This window comes from Bacillus sp. FSL H8-0534, assembly GCF_038005885.1.
GTDB lineage: Bacteria > Bacillota > Bacilli > Bacillales > Bacillaceae_G > Bacillus_A > Bacillus_A pseudomycoides.
In genome coordinates this window covers 2,627,850-2,646,332 of record NZ_JBBOUC010000001.1, presented here as the reverse complement: position 1 = coordinate 2,646,332, position 18,483 = coordinate 2,627,850, and the positions used below count along the sequence as shown (strand labels likewise).

Genomic DNA, 18,483 nt, shown 5'->3' with positions numbered 1-18,483 from the left:
CTTAAATTAGGAAGGGGTAAAGTAGGTGAAACGAGTGTACAGCATATGTCTTTCAACTATGGTCTCGTTTATTTTATTATTTCCTTATAGTAGCTCTGCAAAGACAACAATAAACGTAAAGATGCCTTCATCTGTTTTGAATATTTCAAAGGACAATACGTATCCAAATGAAGCGCAAGATTTACCGCGTTTGCAGCCAAGTGAACTAGCGAAAGAATTACTGAAAACATCGACCATTCGAATCGAAAACCCAGATTTAATTCGGTTGTTTAATGAAACTTCGATTTCAAATGCACCTCTTGCAGTTGGATATAGGGCGAAAATTTATTTAGGTCAATGGCCGTTAAATTATGAATCAACAGATACAGCGATAAATTGGGAATATAAGCAAGTAAATCGTAATGTATATGATAACCGTGGTGTGGAGCGGTTATATCCGCTTCGGTACAAACAAGAATCGCAAAAAACGGTAGAAGGTGGTTTAACAGCCTATATTAAAGATACAGATGATGTGAAAAAGATGATTCTTTTAAAGGCGATGGAGAAGGTGCAGCTTCCTCTTTCTTTTAAAACAACAATTGGTTATGGTACTGGAAATGAGCGTGTATATAATATCAGTCCAAAACAACTTGGGTATTTATATGCATATACACCAGCGGTAAATGAAAAAGGAAAAGTTACATTTGGAGAAGTATATCTTGTTTTAAAAGGAAATCAGAAGAGGCTTGTCATTAAAAATATTACTTCACAAGGAATTGGGGCATCTATTCCTATACAAGATTATGTATCCTTTAAATTTATTTCTTCGCCTTATCCACAATAGCAAAAAAACGTCAGCTAAATATGCTGACGTTTTTTTTGCTACAGTGTAATATTTGTTTCTTTTGTTAAGAAATCCTCGGTTGGATAATAGCTGTTTTTCACAAGAATATTTGGCCCAAGGCATTTTACAGCAGGGCAGTGACAACTTAATGATTTCGCTGTTTTCGAACTACACCATCTGTCGTAGGCTTCTTGTAATGTGTTTGTTTGAATGTTACCAAGCAGTGGAATATCACCAAAGTCTGTTACGATAATGTTGCCATCAAAAATATTTACATTTAAGCGAGAACGCCCATCTGGATCGTTACGAACCGTCACGTTTTTGCTTAAATGTAATTTTCTTAATGTAGCTAAGTCACGTTCATCATTACTACATGCGTAGAAAGGTAGTGTGCCAAATAACATCCATATATTTTCATCACGAATATCTAATAAATGCTCGATTGCACTTCGAATTTCATCTTTTGTTAAAATTTCAAGGTTGCTAGCAAAATCACTTGGGTACATAGGGTGTACTTCATGGCGCTTACAGCCCATTTCTTCGACGATTTGACGATGAATGTGTTCAATATGTGGTAGGGTACGTTTATTTAACATTGTTTCTGCTGACACGAGAACACCTGCATCTGATAAAGCTTTACTATTTGTAATCATTCGTTCAAATAGTTTAGCACGTTGTTCATAAGTAGGTTTGCGCTCCATCATTGCAAATCCACCTTCAACGAAATCATCAATTGTTCCCCAGTTATGTGAAATATGCAACACATCTAAATAAGGAATAATTTGTTCATAACGGGCTAAATCTATAGTTAAGTTTGAGTTGATTTGAGTGCGAACGCCTCGTTCATGGGCATATTTTAAGAGTGGTGTTACATAGTTGTCGACGGATTTTTTTGAGAGCATTGGTTCTCCGCCCGTAATACTTAAAGAACGTAAATGAGGAATCTCATCTAATCGTTTTAATAAAAGTTCCATTGGAAGCGGATTTGGATCTTTTGGCTGTAATGTATAACCAACAGCACAATGCTCACAGCGCATATTGCATAACGTTGTCGTTGTAAATTCAACGTTTGTTAATAGTAGTTTGCCGTACTCTTCAAGGTCCATATACGCTTCCCATGGATCGTAAGAAGGAGTAATCGGCTTCATTGTTTGTGATATACTCATCTGAAATACTCCTTTGACTGTTGAAATAACAATTTGTCCATCCTCTATAATAGAAGAATATGGACGTTTTATAAAGTGAAACTTTTTGTAACAAAAATTCTTCATCTGTTGATTTCACTTCAAGTGATGGAGGAAGTAATTTAAATGTCTGCTTGTATGTAATCAAGTATTGTGGCAAAAATGATGAAAATTCATGTTCGTGATAATCATTTTTGCGGTATAATAAGAGTAACTCGAATAAAAAGGAGAGTGCCTTTGTGGGAAAAGCAATTCAAGATAAAGATTCACAATTAGTATATTTAAAAGAACGTTTAAATATGTTCATCGAAGTAATTGATACAATTGAACCAGAAGAGGTAGAATTAGAAGATGTAGATCGTCTTCTTGCGATGTTAGATGAATTAGAACTGAAATGTGAGCAATTTAAAAAAGACGAATAATATAAAACGGCTACCAATTATATATTGGTAGCCGTTTTCTGTAAATGCGCTGTTTTATTAGAAAATATATAGATTTCCTGCCCGATTAAATAGAAGGAATATGGAAAAAAGGGTATAATCAAGTTGTGAAAAATTTCGTTTGATCTTAAGAGTCATAAAATAAAAACAAAGACTCTAGAGACTTAAGGGTGAAAATTTCATCTCGTAGCGTTTTGGTAGCGTTCACAATTGAGGGGGAAGTAACAATGGAAAAGCTTCAAGAAAGTATGTATCAACTGATTGTTGAAACATCAACGAATTTACCGAAAGATGTTCGTCGTGCAATTCAACGAGCAAAAGAACGAGAAAATGCAGGGACTCGTTCTGCAATGGCGCTTGGCACCATTACAAATAATATTAAAATGGCAGATGAAAACATCTCTCCAATTTGCCAAGATACAGGGATGCCAACCTTCAAAATTTATACACCAGTTGGCGTAAATCAATTACAAATGAAAGAAGCAATTTACAGTGCGCTTGAGCGGGCGACACAGGACGGGAAACTTCGTCCGAATTCTGTTGATTCTCTTTTCGGAGATAATAGCGGTAATAACTTAGGACCAGGTACACCTGTGATTAAGTTTGAGCAGTGGGAGAAAGATTATATTGATGCTCGTTTAATTTTAAAAGGAGGCGGCTGTGAAAATAAAAATATTCAGTATAGCTTACCTTGTGAATTAGAAGGACTTGGACGAGCAGGTCGTGATTTAGAAGGGATTCGCAAATGCCTTCTTCATGCGGTATATCAAGCACAAGGACAAGGGTGTAGTGCAGGAGTAATCGGTGTTGGTATCGGGGGAGACCGTACGTCAGGTTATGAGTTGGCAAAAAACCAACTATTTCGCACATTAGATGATGTGAATCCAATTCCTGAATTACAGAAGCTTGAAGAATACGTATTAGAGAATGCGAACAAGCTTGGCATTGGTACGATGGGATTTGGTGGAGAAACAACCTTACTTGGTTGTAAAATTGGAGTATACAATCGTCTGCCAGCTAGTTTCTATGTGTCTGTTGCATATAATTGTTGGGCGTATCGTCGCCTTGGTGTAACAATTCATCCTGAAACAGGTGAGATTATCGATTGGTTATATCAAGAAGGTGAAAATACACTTCAACAAGAAGTGGAGCACGCAAAAAGTGAGCAGCGTGAAATTGTACTGCAGGCACCAATTACAGAGGAGCAAATTCGTGAACTTCGCGTTGGAGATGTCGTTACCATTAACGGGATGATGTACACAGGTCGTGATGCAATTCATAAGCATTTAATGGATAACGATTGCCCGGTAGATTTAAATGGACAAATCATTTATCACTGTGGTCCAGTTGTAGTGAAAGATGAAAATGACAATTGGAAAATTAAAGCGGCAGGTCCAACGACAAGTATTCGTGAAGAGCCATATCAAGGCGACATTATGAAGAAGTTTGGTATTCGTGCTGTCATCGGTAAAGGCGGCATGGGAGAAAAAACATTAGCGGCACTAGCAGAACATGGTGGTGTATATTTAAATGCAATCGGTGGTGCTGCGCAGTATTATGCAGAATGTATTAAAGAAGTGAAAGATGTCGACTTCTTACAATTTGGTATTCCAGAAGCAATGTGGCACCTACGTATTGATGGCTTTAAAGCTGTTGTAACAATGGACTCTCATGGTAATAGCCTACACGCAGATGTAGATAAAACATCATTTGAAAAATTAGCAAGCTTTAAAGAACCGGTATTTAAGTAAGTGGAAAAATGCATCTCGAATCATTCGAGGTGCATTTTTTGGTACATATAGAAAAACTTGTTTAGAATGAAAGGAATATTGAAAACAGAAACTACAGGTACGATGATATATGGAAAGGAGACTATTTATGAAGCATAGATGGTTATATATAGGTCTCATTTTTTCAATTATAATGACACTTGTTCCAGTTTCTGCTTTCGCGTATACGAACGCACCAAATCACTGGGGGATTCCGCGAGCAAAAAATGAGATCCCGCCAGATGCAGGGGAAAAATTTACTGACCTACTCCGGGGTAATGGTGGTTTTTATTTAGGAGACCCGAAGAAAAAAGATATATATTTAACATTTGATAATGGATATGAAAATGGATATACTGGAAAAATTTTGGATGTACTAAAAGAAAAGAAAGTGCCAGCAACATTTTTTGTAACGGGTCATTATATAAAGACGCAAAAAGAGTTATTATTAAGAATGAAAAATGAAGGTCACATTATTGGAAACCACTCTCGAAGCCATCCTGATTTTACAACTGTAAATGATGAGAAACTTCGTGAAGAATTACAAAGTGTAACGGATGAAATTAAAAAAGTAACCGGACAAAAAGAAGTGAAATATGTACGTCCTCCGCGTGGGATTTTTAGTGAGCGTACGCTAGCTCTTGCGAAAGAAATGGGATATTATAACGTATTTTGGTCGCTTGCATTTTTAGATTGGAAAGTAGATCAGCAAAGAGGATGGCAATATGCTCATAATAATGTAATGAATATGATTCATCCAGGATCCATTATATTACTTCATGCTATATCAAAAGATAATGCAGAAGCGCTTGCGAAAATCATTGATGATTTGCGCGAGAAAGGGTATCATTTTAAAAGCCTGGATGATTTAGTAAAAAGCAATCAGCCGTAAGCATGTATGCTTACGGTTTTCTCATGCTATAATGATGTGTAAAAAGGATGGGGAAACGTATGTGGAGCGAACATGTTACGTTAAAGGATTCGTACCATTTTGAAGAGGTACTCAGGCGTTTGTCTTTTGATCCACTCAATGTTGTTCAATTAGAAGAGAAAATAGTTTATGTCCCACTTCTTATGGATGAAGAACAAATTGTTGTCCGCGTACAAGGAATTGGTACGCTTCAAAACCCACAATTTTGGGTTTCAAGTCAGACAGGTGAACAAGAGAAGGTTATGAAACGCATCTATTCCATTTTTCAATGGAATGAATCTTTTCAAGATATACAAACCCATTTTAGAAACACATCATTACGTCCACTTTTTGAAACATATGCCTATACACCACTTGTTTTAGAGTTTGATTATTTTGCTTGTCTTCTTCGTTGTATTATTCATCAACAAGTTCATTTGAAATTTGCTACTTCTCTTACAGAACAATTTGTAAAGCGATATGGAACAGAGAAGAATGGCGTTTTCTTTTTCCCAACACCAGAAAGGGTAGCGAATATTTCAATAGAAGAGCTCAGAAATCAGAAATTTAGTCAACGAAAAGCTGAATATATGGTAGGACTAGCAAAACATATTGTGGAAGGTAAGTTAAATTTAGTGGAGCTAGAAAAACAAACAGAAGAAGTAGTAGCAGCACAATTGTTACCAGTGCGAGGTATTGGTGCATGGACGGTGCAAAACTTTTTACTGTTTGGGCTCGGACGGAAAAATATGTTCCCAAAAGCAGATATTGGGATTCAGCGTGCACTTCAAGGTATATTTCAATTAGAGGATAAACCAGATGATGCATTTTTAGAAAAAATGAAACAAGAGTGTGAACCATACTGCAGTTATGCAGCGTTGTATTTATGGAAAAGTATAGAGTAGAGGTGTAATAATGGTACAAAAGCAACATGAGAGTAAGTTGGAAGTTGGTCAAACGTTTCCTGTGACAATTAAGCGTCTAGGGATTAACGGAGAAGGCGTTGGTTATTTTAAGAGACAAGTTGTTTTCATTCCAGGGGCATTACCAGGAGAAGAAGTTGTTGCGGAAACAACGAAAATTCAGCGTGGCTTTGCTGAAGCGAAAGTGAAAAAAATTCGTAAAGCATCACCGCATCGCGTAAAACCACCATGCCCAGTATATGATGAATGCGGTGGTTGTCAATTGCAGCATTTAGATTATAAAGAACAGTTGAATCAAAAGCGAGATATTGTGGTACAAGCCTTTGAAAAGTATATGAACGGAAGCATGGAAGCTGACATTCGTCCAACACTTGGTATGGGAAACCCATGGCATTATCGTAATAAAAGTCAATTACAAGTAGGGCGTAAAGATGAAAAAGTAATTACAGGATTATATAAACAGAACTCACATCAATTAATTGATATTTCTCACTGCATGATTCAGCATAAAGCAACAAACGAAGCGACAAAAGTTGTACGACGTATATTAGAAAAATTGAACATTTCTATTTACAACGAGAAAAAACAAAAAGGTCTAGTGCGTACAATTGTGACACGTGCTGCAGTTCAAACAGGGGAAGTACAAGTCACATTAATTACAACAAAAGAAGAATTACCAAATAAAGAGCAATTTATCGCAGAAGTACAAAAACAAATGCCAACAGTCAAATCGATTATGCAAAATGTGAACTGGCGTAAAACATCTGTTATTTTCGGTGACAAAACATTCAACTTAGCTGGAAAAGAAGTCATTCAAGAAACACTCGGTGATTTATCATTTGAATTATCAGCACGTGCATTCTTCCAGTTGAATCCAGAACAAACTGTTGTCCTTTACAACGAAGCGAAAAAAGCTGCTGGGTTAACAGGAAAAGAAAAAATCGTTGATGCATATTGTGGCGTTGGTACAATTGGGCTTTGGCTAGCAAATGATGCAGCAGAAGTGCGCGGTATGGATGTCATTCCAGAAGCGATTGAAGATGCAAAGAAAAATGCGAAACGTCACGGATTTACAAATACAAAGTACGAAGCTGGAAAGGCAGAACAATGGCTACCAAAATGGGTGAAAGAAGGCTGGCGTCCAGATGTAATCGTGGTTGATCCACCGCGTACAGGTTGTGACGATAAGTTACTTGAAACAATTTTAAAAGTACAACCAAAGCAAGTTGTTTATGTTTCTTGCAACCCTTCATCATTAGCGCGTGATGTGAAAGCATTAATGAAGAGTTATGAAGTGGAATATGTACAACCGGTTGATATGTTCCCACATACGGCGCATGTGGAAAATGTGGTAAGGCTTGTTAGAAAAGAAAATTAAAGGTGTAGCAGTGAGAGATAGGTCTTATCGAAAAATCGATAAGGCCTAATTTTTATTCAGGATGAATTACGCTGAATCGTATCATAAGTAACGGATAGTGATTTGAATTAAAAAATGAATTGTTTATTTTAGATGAAAACCTGATGTAATGCTTTGTTTGTCATCACTAAACAGCCTTAGAACACTTATTTGAGCGAATGCATCTGCGATATGAGTACAGTGAATTTTTGGTTTACGTCTATTGGAATAATGTTAATAGAAATTAGCACTGATCTTTGCATGATGGAGTGCTTTTTTATTTGTTTGTAATTCCTATATAAATTCCGATTACTTTAACTTTAATTCGTATGTAAGTAAATAATATGATGATTAAAGGATTATACAAATATTTGGTAAAACAAAGTATACTCAATATAGATAAATATAATCAATTTAATTAGGAGTGATTTTTATACTTAAGCAAAATGCAAAAAGGATACTTATATCATTATTAACAAATCCAATATTAATAATTGGATACTGGATTTTTTGTTATGAGTTAGCTTCATTCTGTACGTATGGAAGAATGAATTATAATATTTATATTTTATTATTATGTATAGTATTTTTTATATCTATAATTACATTTACTACAATGAAAATGATAAAAGATAGAGAATATGAATCTAAAAAATTAACTAATTTAACTGCATGGAAATATATTTCTATTATCATTATTGTGGTAATCACATCATTTTATGGAGTACAGATTTATAAAAGTGCAACAAATTATGGAGGCAAGCTTGCATGGTTTATAGAAAGGTTAAAACATGAAAGGTCAGTTAAATTTAAACATAATAATATATATGAATATGGGGTAGAAGGTATTTTTGAAGACATAAATAAAAAATATACTTTGCCAAAGAAATTATATATGGCAACTGATTTTGATCTTACATTTCATTCAGATGGAACAATCACAGCGTTTGATACATTTGTTTATGGGAAAAATGCTGATGGAAAAGAGGAAACTTACTTAATAACTTATAATAAAAAAAAGTCACAAGACATTACTATAATACGAAATGGATATGCAAATCCTGATTATGATGATGATAAGCTAGTAGAACCTTTAATTAAAACGGTTAAGGCTATTCCAGTTAAGCGAACAGTTAGTAAGTGGAATGAAGGTAAGTATGGATTGATTTATTACGGGAAAAGGAATTGGGGGTACAATACGGAGGGAATTATTAATATTAATGAGGATGGTAAGGAGCATAAACTTGAAGAAGCAACTTCTGAAATCATTGGATATACTGTATCTATATTTGTCCCTGGAAAAGAGAAAGAGTTAGTACCTGCTAGATATAACTTAATAGGTGACCCGAATTGGAGTAAACTAAATACTAAACCAAATCAAAAGAGTTCTAAAGAGAAGCAACAAGATTTAACTAATAGCAAGGAACAGTTTTTCCTATCAAAAGAAGTTGGTTATAAACTAAATATGACAGAAAAAGCATTAGGTAGTGCTTTTTATTCACTAAGCAAGACTATTGATGGAGGTAAAACATGGGAGGTTATAAATACAGACCCATTCATCGGAGGAATTGGTAGTGTATCAGGAATAACTTTCATAAATGATAAACTTGGATTTTTAGGAGCAATCCGTCCTTCTGGTACTAACGGAGAGCTATATCGTACAGATGATGGGGGCGTATCTTTTAAAAAGATAAATTATACACCTCATGAAGTGAAATTAGATCATACACAGTCTATAATAAGTCCTTTTGATTCTCCTGGTATGCCTTATGAGAAAGATGGAGTTTTTAATATGTTAGTTGGACAAGGAGCAGATGGAGATTATAATGGTGATAGTAGCGCACTTTATCAATCAAAAGATAAAGGAGAAACATGGGAATATATAAAGGAAGTTGAAAAATAGTTAGAGTTAGTACTAAAGGTGAATAAATAAAATGGCCTCCGTTGCAGGTGCAACAGTGAACAATACCATAAGCAAATGGGTCTTTATGGCAGTTGAATATAAGTATACAACTGTTTTCCACCCTGCACAGGAGAAATGCGGAGCATAAATAATAAAAACAAAGAAGCAGAAAATCACTTAGGATTTCCTGCTTCTTTGTTTTTATAAAGAAAATACTTGAGATACTGCTATTCGCTAGTACACGACAACCGGTTCATAAGTGCTGAGATTATCATACACAGTTTTCGCAACACTAGGAGGAAGGTTAACACATCCGCCCGATCCTCCCGTTAAATAGGCATTATTGGCCCAGTTTGTCCGCCAGCCGGCATCGTGGAATCCTTGTCCGCCATTTGTGAACGGAGCCCAGTAATCTACATTAACGGAATAATCGGGTTTACCTACTGCGCTACCTTTGAGTGTGTACGGTGATCGTTTATAGAGTACATACCACACACCTGGTGATGTATCTTCACTCGTGCTATGTTTACCAGTTACTACATTCGTTGTGACTTCCAATTTTCCATTTTTGTAAATCCAAATTTGCTGTTCTGCAATAGACACTTCCGCATACGTGTCTCCAATGCCATTATTCGCTGTTGTTTCATAACCGATGCCTTCATTATTCCAGCCATTTCCGTAAATATTAGAAGCGGAAAGCGATTTTTCCCCTTTTTCGAAGGCTTCTTGGATTCGTTTTGCTTCTTTTTCAATATGTATTGCCCAGCCATAGCCTTGTCCTTTTACTGATATGACCGAACCAGAATGGGTTTTAAATGCGAAGTCTTTATTTAATGTTGATTTAGAATTATTAATTTCAGCAATCTTGTTCTTAATGTCGCTCGCGTCGATTGTAACTTTCATATCCTTTGACATAGAGGCATTTTGAATTAAATCTTTAGCTTTTAAAGAGTAAACTTCATTTTGTACCTTATAATCAATGGTTTGTTGAAGAAGATCCTGTAGCGCTTGTTCTTCTTTTTTGACAATCGAATCGTTTTCCTTAATAGGCTGTATGTATACAGGATTCAGATGGATTTCACTTTTATATTTCTGCTTGTCGTAATCCTTTAATAGACTAGCAACATCATACTGTTTTCCGTCAATGCTTTTTGAGATAACAACTTTGCCCTGTTCGAGCTTCGCCATAGCATCTTGAGGCGCTTTTAAACTTTTATTCATAGATATGAGTTTTTCTTCTACAAGTTTTTTCATCGTTTCGCTTCGATACTGATCCGCCTTTTCTGGTAGCAACGAATAATCCTTTTCCTTTGAGGAAGGGAAAAATGTCCACTGGCCTTTTAATAGTTTCTTAACTTTAGGCAAATCTTCTTCCGTAAGTTCCGTTTGCGTATCTTTTTCATCTAAAATTTGTTGTTGGCCGACATAGACTTTGTTTTCTAATCCAGATGTTTTTAATTTCTTTAGTGCCTGATCAGCAGTCAGACCGCCGACTTTTGTGTCATTAATCGTAACCTGTGAATTGAAACGAGTTGCCTGATAATAACTCATTCCCCCAATTAGAAGTGCAATTGTAACGACGCCACCTGCTGTGATAAACTTCCAATTTTTAAAACGCTTGCTTGAGTTTACTCGTTTTCTATCAACTTCTTCAACTGATTCATTTATTGTGTTGTTGTTCATAAACTATTCCTCCGTATACATCAACGTCAACCGATTTTAAACTAAAACCATTGACTAGTGTACCTTATTATTCTTAAAATTTCATTATTTTTGACTAGATTTTATCGCATTGAATTGGTTGAATTTGTATTTTTTTAATAGAGTGAGATATCAAAAGGATAGCTAAATTCTTTTGATTCACAATGAATAGTCCCTTACAATGCCCTTGCAAGCCCATCCCAAGCCCCTTACAAGTAATAAATCATTACAAAAACAAAAAAAAACTACTACTACAAGAATCATCCTAAAAGAAATAAAACCGTATTAGTCATTTTTTAAAAATCAAATTGCCAAATTTCCTCATTCGTCCTTATATCTATTAAGGAAACGGCAATTTCCTATGTGCCGCAAAAGATGGGAGGAATCAATATGGCAGTATACCGGAATGTACAGGTGAATTTTTGGCAGGATGATTTTGTATTGGACTTAACGCCGGAGGAACGATACTTTTACATATACTTGCTGACATGCTCTAAAACGACGCAATGCGGCATTTATCCGTTACCGAAGCGTTTGGCGGAGATGGAAACAGGTTATAACCGGGAGACTGCTGAGAAGCTACTGCAGCGGTTCATTGACTATGGAAAAATATTATATGATGCAGAAACGAAGGAGCTATACATCCAGAACTGGGTGCGCTATAACCTAGTTACGAACACGAACATCGAGAAATGTGTTTTGCGTGAGCTAAAGACTGTGAAAAGCAAAAAGTTTTTACATATGTTTCTTCAAAAATGTTTGGAGGAAGGGCTGAGCATTCCGCTGTTATTGGAGCATTTTGGCATGCCGGTTGAAGAGTCTCAAGCTGTTCCTCAAGATGATGCCGAAAGCTGTGAAACAGATGGGGAAATTGATTCGGGAGGTAATGTATTCACGTTTTATGAACAAAACTTTGACAGCTTGTCACCGCATACGATGGAGGAACTGAATGCGTGGATGGATGATCTGTCAGATGAACTTGTATTGAAAGCACTCCAGATTGCCTATGAAAATAACAAGCGGACGCTTGCTTATGTGAAGGGCATTTTACGGGACTGGCATGAAAAAGGATATACGAGGCTTAGTGAAGTAGAGGAAGCAGCAGTGAGGTTTCGGAAGAAGGAACCGTCTGTTGCCCATGATACTGAGAAATTTCTAAATGATTGTGAAGAATGGGAGAAAAACGTACCGTCTGAAGAAGAGCTACAGAAGTTCTTGCAGGAACATGGGTGGCGCCCGTGAACTAGAAAAGGGAGATTATACATTATTGATTTAATATGTGTGGTCTATGCGCATAATACATTGGCAGAAGTAGACGCCTAATCAGCTGTCTTGTGTTACTATGAAAAGAAGATTACGAAAAACATCATAGAATGCTTAAAATTTTTGTTTTATGTAACGGAAAAAGAAAGGCGGTGAGTCTGTTAATAAAAACATGAATAGGAAAATGTCTATGTTTTTAATAGCAGAAAACAATGAACAACTACAAATTAACAATTCAATATGACGGAGGCCGCTATAAAGGTTGGCAACGTCTTGGAAATAATGATAATACGATTCAAGGGAAAATCGAAAGTGTATTATCAGAAATGACCGGAAGAGAAATCGAAATTATTGGCTGCAGCAGAACAGATGCTGGTGTACATGCTCTTCACCAAGTAGCTAATTTTAAGATTGATGAGAATTTACCAGAACTTAAAGTTAAAAAGTATTTAAATCAATACTTACCAAACGATATTAGTATTACTGATGTAGAGTTAATCTCAGAACGCTTCCACGCTCGCTACAACTCAAAAGCGAAAACGTATTTATATAAAATTTGGAATGAGGAACATACAAATCCATTTATGCGTAAATACAGCATGCATGTTGGGAAAAAGTTAAATATTGAAAACATGCAAAAAGCAGCGCAATATTTAATTGGTTCACATGATTTTACTGCTTTTTCTAATGCTAAATCTAAAAAGAAATCTATGGTTCGTGAAATATATATGCTCGATGTCGTGGAAAGTGAAGGTTTCATCCAAATTAGAGTGAACGGAAATGGATTTCTTCACAATATGGTGAGAAAAATCGTTGGAGCATTAGTAGAAGTTGGATTAGGTCAGTTAGATGCTGAAGTGATCCCACAAATTTTAGAAGCGAAACAACGAAATCAAATTAATTGTCTTGCGGATGCGAGTGGATTGTATTTGGAGAAGGTTGATTTTTAGGGAAAAATAAAGACCGTCCTTTCGGAACGGCCTTTATTTTTTATGCTTATAGAACATTCTATGATTACGTATTTAGCCCATACTTTTTTAATCGATATTGCAAGTTTTGTCTACTTAATCCTAAGTATTTTGCGGCTTGCGAGATATTTCCATTATGTTCTTTAAGCATTTGAATAATATATTCTCTTTCCATTTCTTTTATTGTGTTCTTTAAAGTTTTCGATGTATGATCTAATTTATCTGTTTCCCATCTAGCTAGAGGAGGTTGAATAGGGGATTCGTTTTTTGTTAGCTCATAAAAACGAGCTGGGATATGGGATGTTGTAATAACGTCCTCATCTTCAATTAAGTTCATAGCCCCTTCAATTATGTGCTCTAATTCGCGTATATTGCCGGGCCAATCGTGTTTATAGAAGAAATTTATTACGCTGTCATCCACACCTTGTACTCGTAAACCAAACTGCATATTATATTTTTCAATAAAGCTATGAAGAAGCGGTAAGATGTCTTCTTTCCGCTGTCTTAAAGGTGGGAGAAATAAAGTAACGACGCTTAGTCTGTAATATAAATCTTTTCGCAGGCGATTATGCGTGATAGCTTCAATCGGATCTTCATTAATGGTAGCTATGATTCGAACGTCGACTTCTTTTTCTTGTGATCCGCCGATTCTTCGTATTGTTTTATCTTGTATTGCCCGCAATAATTTAGCCTGAAGTGCAGGGCTTAGCGAGTTAATTTCATCTAACAATAAAGTTCCACCATGTGCTTCTTCAAATAAGCCTGGTTTATCGATTGCGCCTGTAAACGCTCCTTTATTCGTACCGAATAATAAGCTTTCCATTAAAGTTTCAGGAATGGCAGCACAATTTTGTGAGATAAAAGGTTTTCCAGCACGTTGACTTTTATTATGAATACTTTGTGCAAATAGTTCTTTTCCAGTTCCTGTTTCTCCCACAATCAGTATAGAGGAAGAGGTACGCGTTACTTTTTTTGCTTCTGTAATAACCGATTGAATCGCGCCTGAATTACCTATTATATGATTGAAGGTAAATTTCGTATGATGCCCTCGAATCGCGCGCCCTTTACTCGTTTGCCTTAATGGAGGAAATTCTTTTACGATTTCAACAGCGCCCTTGATTTTTCCATTCTTCACTATAGGGAAGGTGTCATTAATCGTTGTAATCTCTTGCCCCCTATTATTAAAATAAGTCTGTTTTATATTTTTCTTTGCTTTTCCAAGTGTTAATGCCTCTATAAGAGTACTATTCTGGTTTTCTTCAAAAGCAAATACTTCTAAAAGATTTTTATATAGTACATCTTTATGATCCATCGATTCAATCGCCATCATTTTGCGGTTATAAATGATCGTCTTACCTTCTTCGTTAATCATATGAATGCCAATATCAATTTCATTCAGTAAAGTTTCATATAGCATATTCATTTTAACTAATTTTTTGAAATTGATTTCTTCTGTATACATGTTTCATCTTCTCCTTGTTATACCCTATGAAGACTGATTTTTCTTAATTTTAATAAAATTTTTGCGAGTATGCAAAAAAAATTTGCATGTTTAAGGTGAAAAATCTTTAAAAGAGAAGAAAGATATTGCGTGGAATTCAGATTTTTTCAGTACTATCTCTTAATCCTAAGTAAGAAATTAGGTTGGTATATATCTTGCATGAATAGTAGTTGAATCTTATAAATTTGGAGGTGGGGGAAAAGAGTTACATGCGCACTTAATAAGAAAGAGGGGTTTAAAAGATGAAAACAGTAATAGAAAACGTGTACAGCCCTTGCTATGGCAGAGTTGCAAAATTATTTATTAATGAAAGTTCCTACGTATATGAGTGGGAGAAATTAGCTTTAATTGAAACGATGGATGAACGGAAAGTAGAAGTTAAAGTGGGAATCAGCGGTTATGTGGAATTGCTAGAAGTAGAAGAAGGACAAGTTATCACGGAGAAAACATTATTAATAACAGTCAGGGATGATTTATTGATTACAGGAAGTGATTAATATAGTCCTTCTGGATGATGTACCGTTTTCTAAGGATCTTTTAAACAATTGTGGAAAATTATAAAAAATTTTAGTAGCAACTATTTATCGTATGATAGGTATTTCCTTGGATTGGGAGATTTTCTTTTGAAAAATCTCCCTCTTGTTACAATTCTATCGTAATCATGAGTATGCACTTTATTTTTTTATATTATTTTTTAAAGCGTTTACATTTCTGCTAGGGGGGCTCATATGGAAAAGCAAAATCAGGAGTTAAAGCGAGAGCTAAAAAGTCGACACATATTTATGATTGCACTTGGAGGGGTTATTGGCACAGGTCTTTTCTTAGGATCAGGTTATACAATTCATGAAGCAGGGCCAGGCGGTGCGATTGTAGCGTATCTTGTTGGGAGCTTTGTTATGTATTTAACGATGCTTTGTCTTGGAGAGTTAGCTGTTGCTATGCCGAATGCAGGATCTTATCAAATGTATGCTACAAAGTATATTTCGCCTGCGGTAGGTTATGTAGTTGGTTGGATGTCATGGTTAAACTGGGCTGCTACGATAGGGATTGAGTTGATTGCAGTAAGTATTTTAATGAAGCGCTGGTTTCCGCATGTACCATCTTGGATATGGTGCGTCGTGTTTGCAGTCCTTCTTTTTTCGATTAATGCATTATCCTCACGGAGTTTTGCAGAGGTTGAGTTTTGGATTGCCGGCATTAAAGTAATTACAATTATTGCATTTATTATTTTAGGCGGGGCAGCGATGTTTGGATTTTTACATATGAAAGGAAATGACGCAGCACCGATGCTTTCAAACTTTACTGATCACGGGGGACTGTTCCCGAATGGACTGAAAGCGATTCTAATTACCATGATTGCCGTTAATTTCTCCTTTCAGGGGACCGAGATTGTTGGGATTACGGCCGGTGAGAGTGAAAACCCGGAGAAAACCATTCCGAAAGCAATTAGAAATACAGCTTGGCGTATATTCATTTTCTTTATACTTTCTATGTTCATACTCGCTGGGTTATTCCCATGGGAAAAAGCGGGATTAGTAGAAAGTCCATTCGTAGTTGTATTTGATAAAATTGGGATTCCGTATGCCGCAGATATTATGAACTTTGTTATTATTACAGCGGTGTTATCGGTAGCAAATTCGGGCTTATATGCAACTTCTCGTATGCTTTGGTCTATGTCGAAGCAAGGGATGATTAGTCCAATTTTTGGGAAGTTATCTAAAAACGGTGTTCCTATTTATGCATTACTTACAAGTACAATTTTTGGTTGTCTTTCTTTATTATCTGGTATATATGCAGAGGATACAGTTTATTTATGGCTTCTTTCTATTGCAGGATTCGGTGGAATACTAGTCTGGGCATCGATTGGTTTATCAAATTTTCTTAGTAGAAGAATGTACGTAAAGCAAGGCGGGGATATTAAGGATTTGAAATTTAAAACGCCGTTGTATCCGTTTGTGCCGCTTCTTTGTTTCGGATTAAATATGACTGTAATTGTGGGCATGGCTTTTATTCCAGATCAACGTATGGCATTGTATTGTGGTGTTCCATTTATGATTGTTTGTTTACTGTTTTACCGTGTTACAAAAAATAAGAAAAAATCAATGGAACACATTGAAAAGAAGGACACAGTAGAAGTAAAAAGTTTATGATGGAATTTTAGGTTTGATTTTTATGTAGATGAGTAATAGTGTTATAAAAAAATCAACCGTAGGTACATAATCACAGCTTTATGTTATATGTAGAGAATGACAGGATATCATTAGTATTGAAATGAAAATCAAAAAAACGAGCTAATCTACCAGATAGCTCGTTTTTTATAAAATACATGTAGACTAAGAGGATTGATCTTTTTTGATTTGTAGTTTAACAGTCCAAAAAGCAGCAAGCATAATCGCTGCGATACAACCGCTAACTGTCCCGAGTAGCTGTGCATAAGGAAGGCTATTCATGTCGCTGTTGAGAAAAAACATCATGCATAGGATTGCAGGGAAAAGGTACAGATAATATAAGCGTTTCAGTCGTTTATCTTTTATCATCAACTTAGCCCCTTTTTATAAATTTATAATTAAATTATAACATAAAATTTCCCAATTCGTGTGGTGAAATTCTGATTTGTGAAAGAGTAAGAAAAGTTTCATCTTAAGTTATGGATAAAATGAAGAAGTTGAAGTTCAGCAGTTGATTGAGTTTACGAAAGTGATTACCGCTTTTATCTATGAATGGTGTCATACACAAAAATAAGAAAAAATTAAGGTTTTCCTAATAAAAGGATAAGATACATCATGTAATATGAAAAGTACCTGTCGTGTAATCGTACAAACTTTGATGTTTGTACGATTTTTTAGGATGGAACTATTTCAGAAGCTAGTCAAATTAGAATTCCGAAATAGTTCCATTTTTCTTGAGCAGCCTCTAAGTTTTCTTCTTTATATCAGCCAATTTCTCTTTTGCTAACTCAACTGCAATTGCATCATCCAAATAGCCAATTGGAAATATATAATCTGGAATAATGTCTGTTGATAAAACAAAGTACAGTAGGGCACTTCCAATGATAGCACGCTCATTGAGAGGAGTGGACTCTTTGCAAAATTGATGATACATATCTGTTAATTGCTCAATGAAAGGACCTGTACTATCAATTTGCTCTAGTTTTGTTGAGAAACTCTCATGAATGCGTCTCTGACCTTCTGTTGTTTGTGCATATCTTTCATAATTTTCAAGTTCCTGTTTCACACGAGTTGTTGTGTACTCATAATCAAATAAGTTGGAGGATTGTAATGTTTGTTGAATTGCATCAAGTGATGTGTACATATCTGTTTTTTCTTTTTTTGTATGAGGGGAATCTGTATAGATTGCATCATATAACACTTGCGGTGGAATTTGCAGACATTCTGCAAATTTTTGCAGGTGTTTTTGTTTTGCTTGTTGTTTACCATTTATAATTCTTGAAATTGTGGAAGGATCAATGTTTGTAAGTGTTCCTAATTGGCGCATAGATAAGGCACGTTCTTTTAATAATTTTTTTAATAAGGTACCAAGTTTATCATTTGGATTTTGAGTAGACATAGTTTTGGCACTCCTTTTTTTTCTAAGGTGTTGAAAAAATGTGGAGCTTTTTATTACAAGTATATGAAGCTGACAGGCACAGTTGCTCAACATTTGCATAATATGCAATGAAAAGTGAACAGAAGGAGTGAATGT

General features: G+C 35.6%; 16 protein-coding genes. 11 read left to right on the top strand and 5 right to left on the bottom strand.

Annotated features, from left to right (window positions below):
- Positions 1–25: 25 nt before the first annotated feature.
- Entirely contained in the window at positions 26–823 is a 798-nt protein-coding gene (locus MHH71_RS13560; RefSeq protein ID WP_026008703.1) for a YfkD famly protein, read from the top strand.
- A gap of 38 nt (positions 824–861) precedes the next feature.
- Here the strand turns inward: MHH71_RS13560 and yfkAB are convergent, their stop codons facing one another.
- Positions 862–1,989, bottom strand: a complete 1,128-nt coding sequence (yfkAB, locus tag MHH71_RS13555) for a radical SAM/CxCxxxxC motif protein YfkAB (protein WP_016112955.1) — start codon at positions 1,987–1,989, stop codon at positions 862–864.
- A gap of 257 nt (positions 1,990–2,246) precedes the next feature.
- Between yfkAB and MHH71_RS13550 the strand changes: the two genes are divergently transcribed.
- From MHH71_RS13550 to MHH71_RS13525, 6 genes are all read left to right on the top strand, one after another.
- A complete protein-coding gene (locus tag MHH71_RS13550) occupies positions 2,247–2,429 on the top strand; it encodes an SE1561 family protein (protein WP_002174720.1) in 183 nt (60 codons plus the stop codon).
- Between the two features lie 245 nt (positions 2,430–2,674).
- Entirely contained in the window at positions 2,675–4,198 is a 1,524-nt protein-coding gene (gene fumA / locus MHH71_RS13545) for a class I fumarate hydratase (protein ID WP_018767229.1), read from the top strand.
- A 127-nt stretch (positions 4,199–4,325) separates the two neighbouring features.
- Positions 4,326–5,108: a delta-lactam-biosynthetic de-N-acetylase gene (gene pdaA, locus MHH71_RS13540; RefSeq protein ID WP_018782711.1), complete on the top strand. Its 783-nt coding sequence runs from the start codon at positions 4,326–4,328 to the stop codon at positions 5,106–5,108.
- A 59-nt stretch (positions 5,109–5,167) separates the two neighbouring features.
- Positions 5,168–6,031, top strand: coding sequence for a DNA-3-methyladenine glycosylase family protein (locus tag MHH71_RS13535; protein ID WP_033798588.1), 864 nt, complete (start codon positions 5,168–5,170; stop codon positions 6,029–6,031).
- A gap of 10 nt (positions 6,032–6,041) precedes the next feature.
- Complete coding sequence (gene rlmD, locus MHH71_RS13530; protein WP_006093348.1) at positions 6,042–7,427, top strand: 23S rRNA (uracil(1939)-C(5))-methyltransferase RlmD; 1,386 nt, start codon at positions 6,042–6,044, stop codon at positions 7,425–7,427.
- Between the two features lie 442 nt (positions 7,428–7,869).
- Positions 7,870–9,348, top strand: a complete 1,479-nt coding sequence (locus tag MHH71_RS13525; protein WP_033794569.1) for a WD40/YVTN/BNR-like repeat-containing protein — start codon at positions 7,870–7,872, stop codon at positions 9,346–9,348.
- Between the two features lie 234 nt (positions 9,349–9,582).
- Here MHH71_RS13525 and MHH71_RS13520 read toward each other — a convergent pair whose 3' ends face one another.
- The gene (locus tag MHH71_RS13520) at positions 9,583–11,031 is read right to left on the bottom strand and encodes a L,D-transpeptidase family protein (protein WP_006093344.1); all 1,449 of its coding nucleotides are present in this window, start codon (positions 11,029–11,031) and stop codon (positions 9,583–9,585) included.
- Between the two features lie 408 nt (positions 11,032–11,439).
- Here MHH71_RS13520 and MHH71_RS13515 point away from each other — a divergent pair, with 408 nt between their 5' ends.
- Both MHH71_RS13515 and truA read left to right on the top strand, forming a co-directional pair.
- On the top strand, positions 11,440–12,291 hold the full coding sequence (locus MHH71_RS13515) for a DnaD domain-containing protein (protein WP_033798587.1): 852 nt from the start codon (positions 11,440–11,442) through the stop codon (positions 12,289–12,291).
- A gap of 233 nt (positions 12,292–12,524) precedes the next feature.
- Entirely contained in the window at positions 12,525–13,262 is a 738-nt protein-coding gene (gene truA, locus MHH71_RS13510; protein ID WP_006093342.1) for a tRNA pseudouridine(38-40) synthase TruA, read from the top strand.
- 64 nt (positions 13,263–13,326) lie between these two features.
- Here truA and MHH71_RS13505 read toward each other — a convergent pair whose 3' ends face one another.
- Positions 13,327–14,742: a sigma-54 interaction domain-containing protein gene (locus MHH71_RS13505; RefSeq protein ID WP_006093340.1), complete on the bottom strand. Its 1,416-nt coding sequence runs from the start codon at positions 14,740–14,742 to the stop codon at positions 13,327–13,329.
- 281 nt (positions 14,743–15,023) lie between these two features.
- Here MHH71_RS13505 and MHH71_RS13500 point away from each other — a divergent pair, with 281 nt between their 5' ends.
- A complete protein-coding gene (locus MHH71_RS13500) occupies positions 15,024–15,278 on the top strand; it encodes a hypothetical protein (protein WP_006093339.1) in 255 nt (84 codons plus the stop codon).
- A gap of 231 nt (positions 15,279–15,509) precedes the next feature.
- A complete protein-coding gene (locus MHH71_RS13495) occupies positions 15,510–16,931 on the top strand; it encodes an amino acid permease (RefSeq protein ID WP_006093337.1) in 1,422 nt (473 codons plus the stop codon).
- A gap of 183 nt (positions 16,932–17,114) precedes the next feature.
- On the opposite strand, the gene MHH71_RS13490 is transcribed toward MHH71_RS13495, so the two are convergent.
- On the bottom strand, positions 17,115–17,318 hold the full coding sequence (locus MHH71_RS13490) for a hypothetical protein (RefSeq protein WP_018767239.1): 204 nt from the start codon (positions 17,316–17,318) through the stop codon (positions 17,115–17,117).
- A gap of 376 nt (positions 17,319–17,694) precedes the next feature.
- Positions 17,695–18,348: a DUF1232 domain-containing protein gene (locus tag MHH71_RS13485; RefSeq protein ID WP_003194865.1), complete on the bottom strand. Its 654-nt coding sequence runs from the start codon at positions 18,346–18,348 to the stop codon at positions 17,695–17,697.
- Between the last annotated feature and the right edge of the window lie 135 nt (positions 18,349–18,483).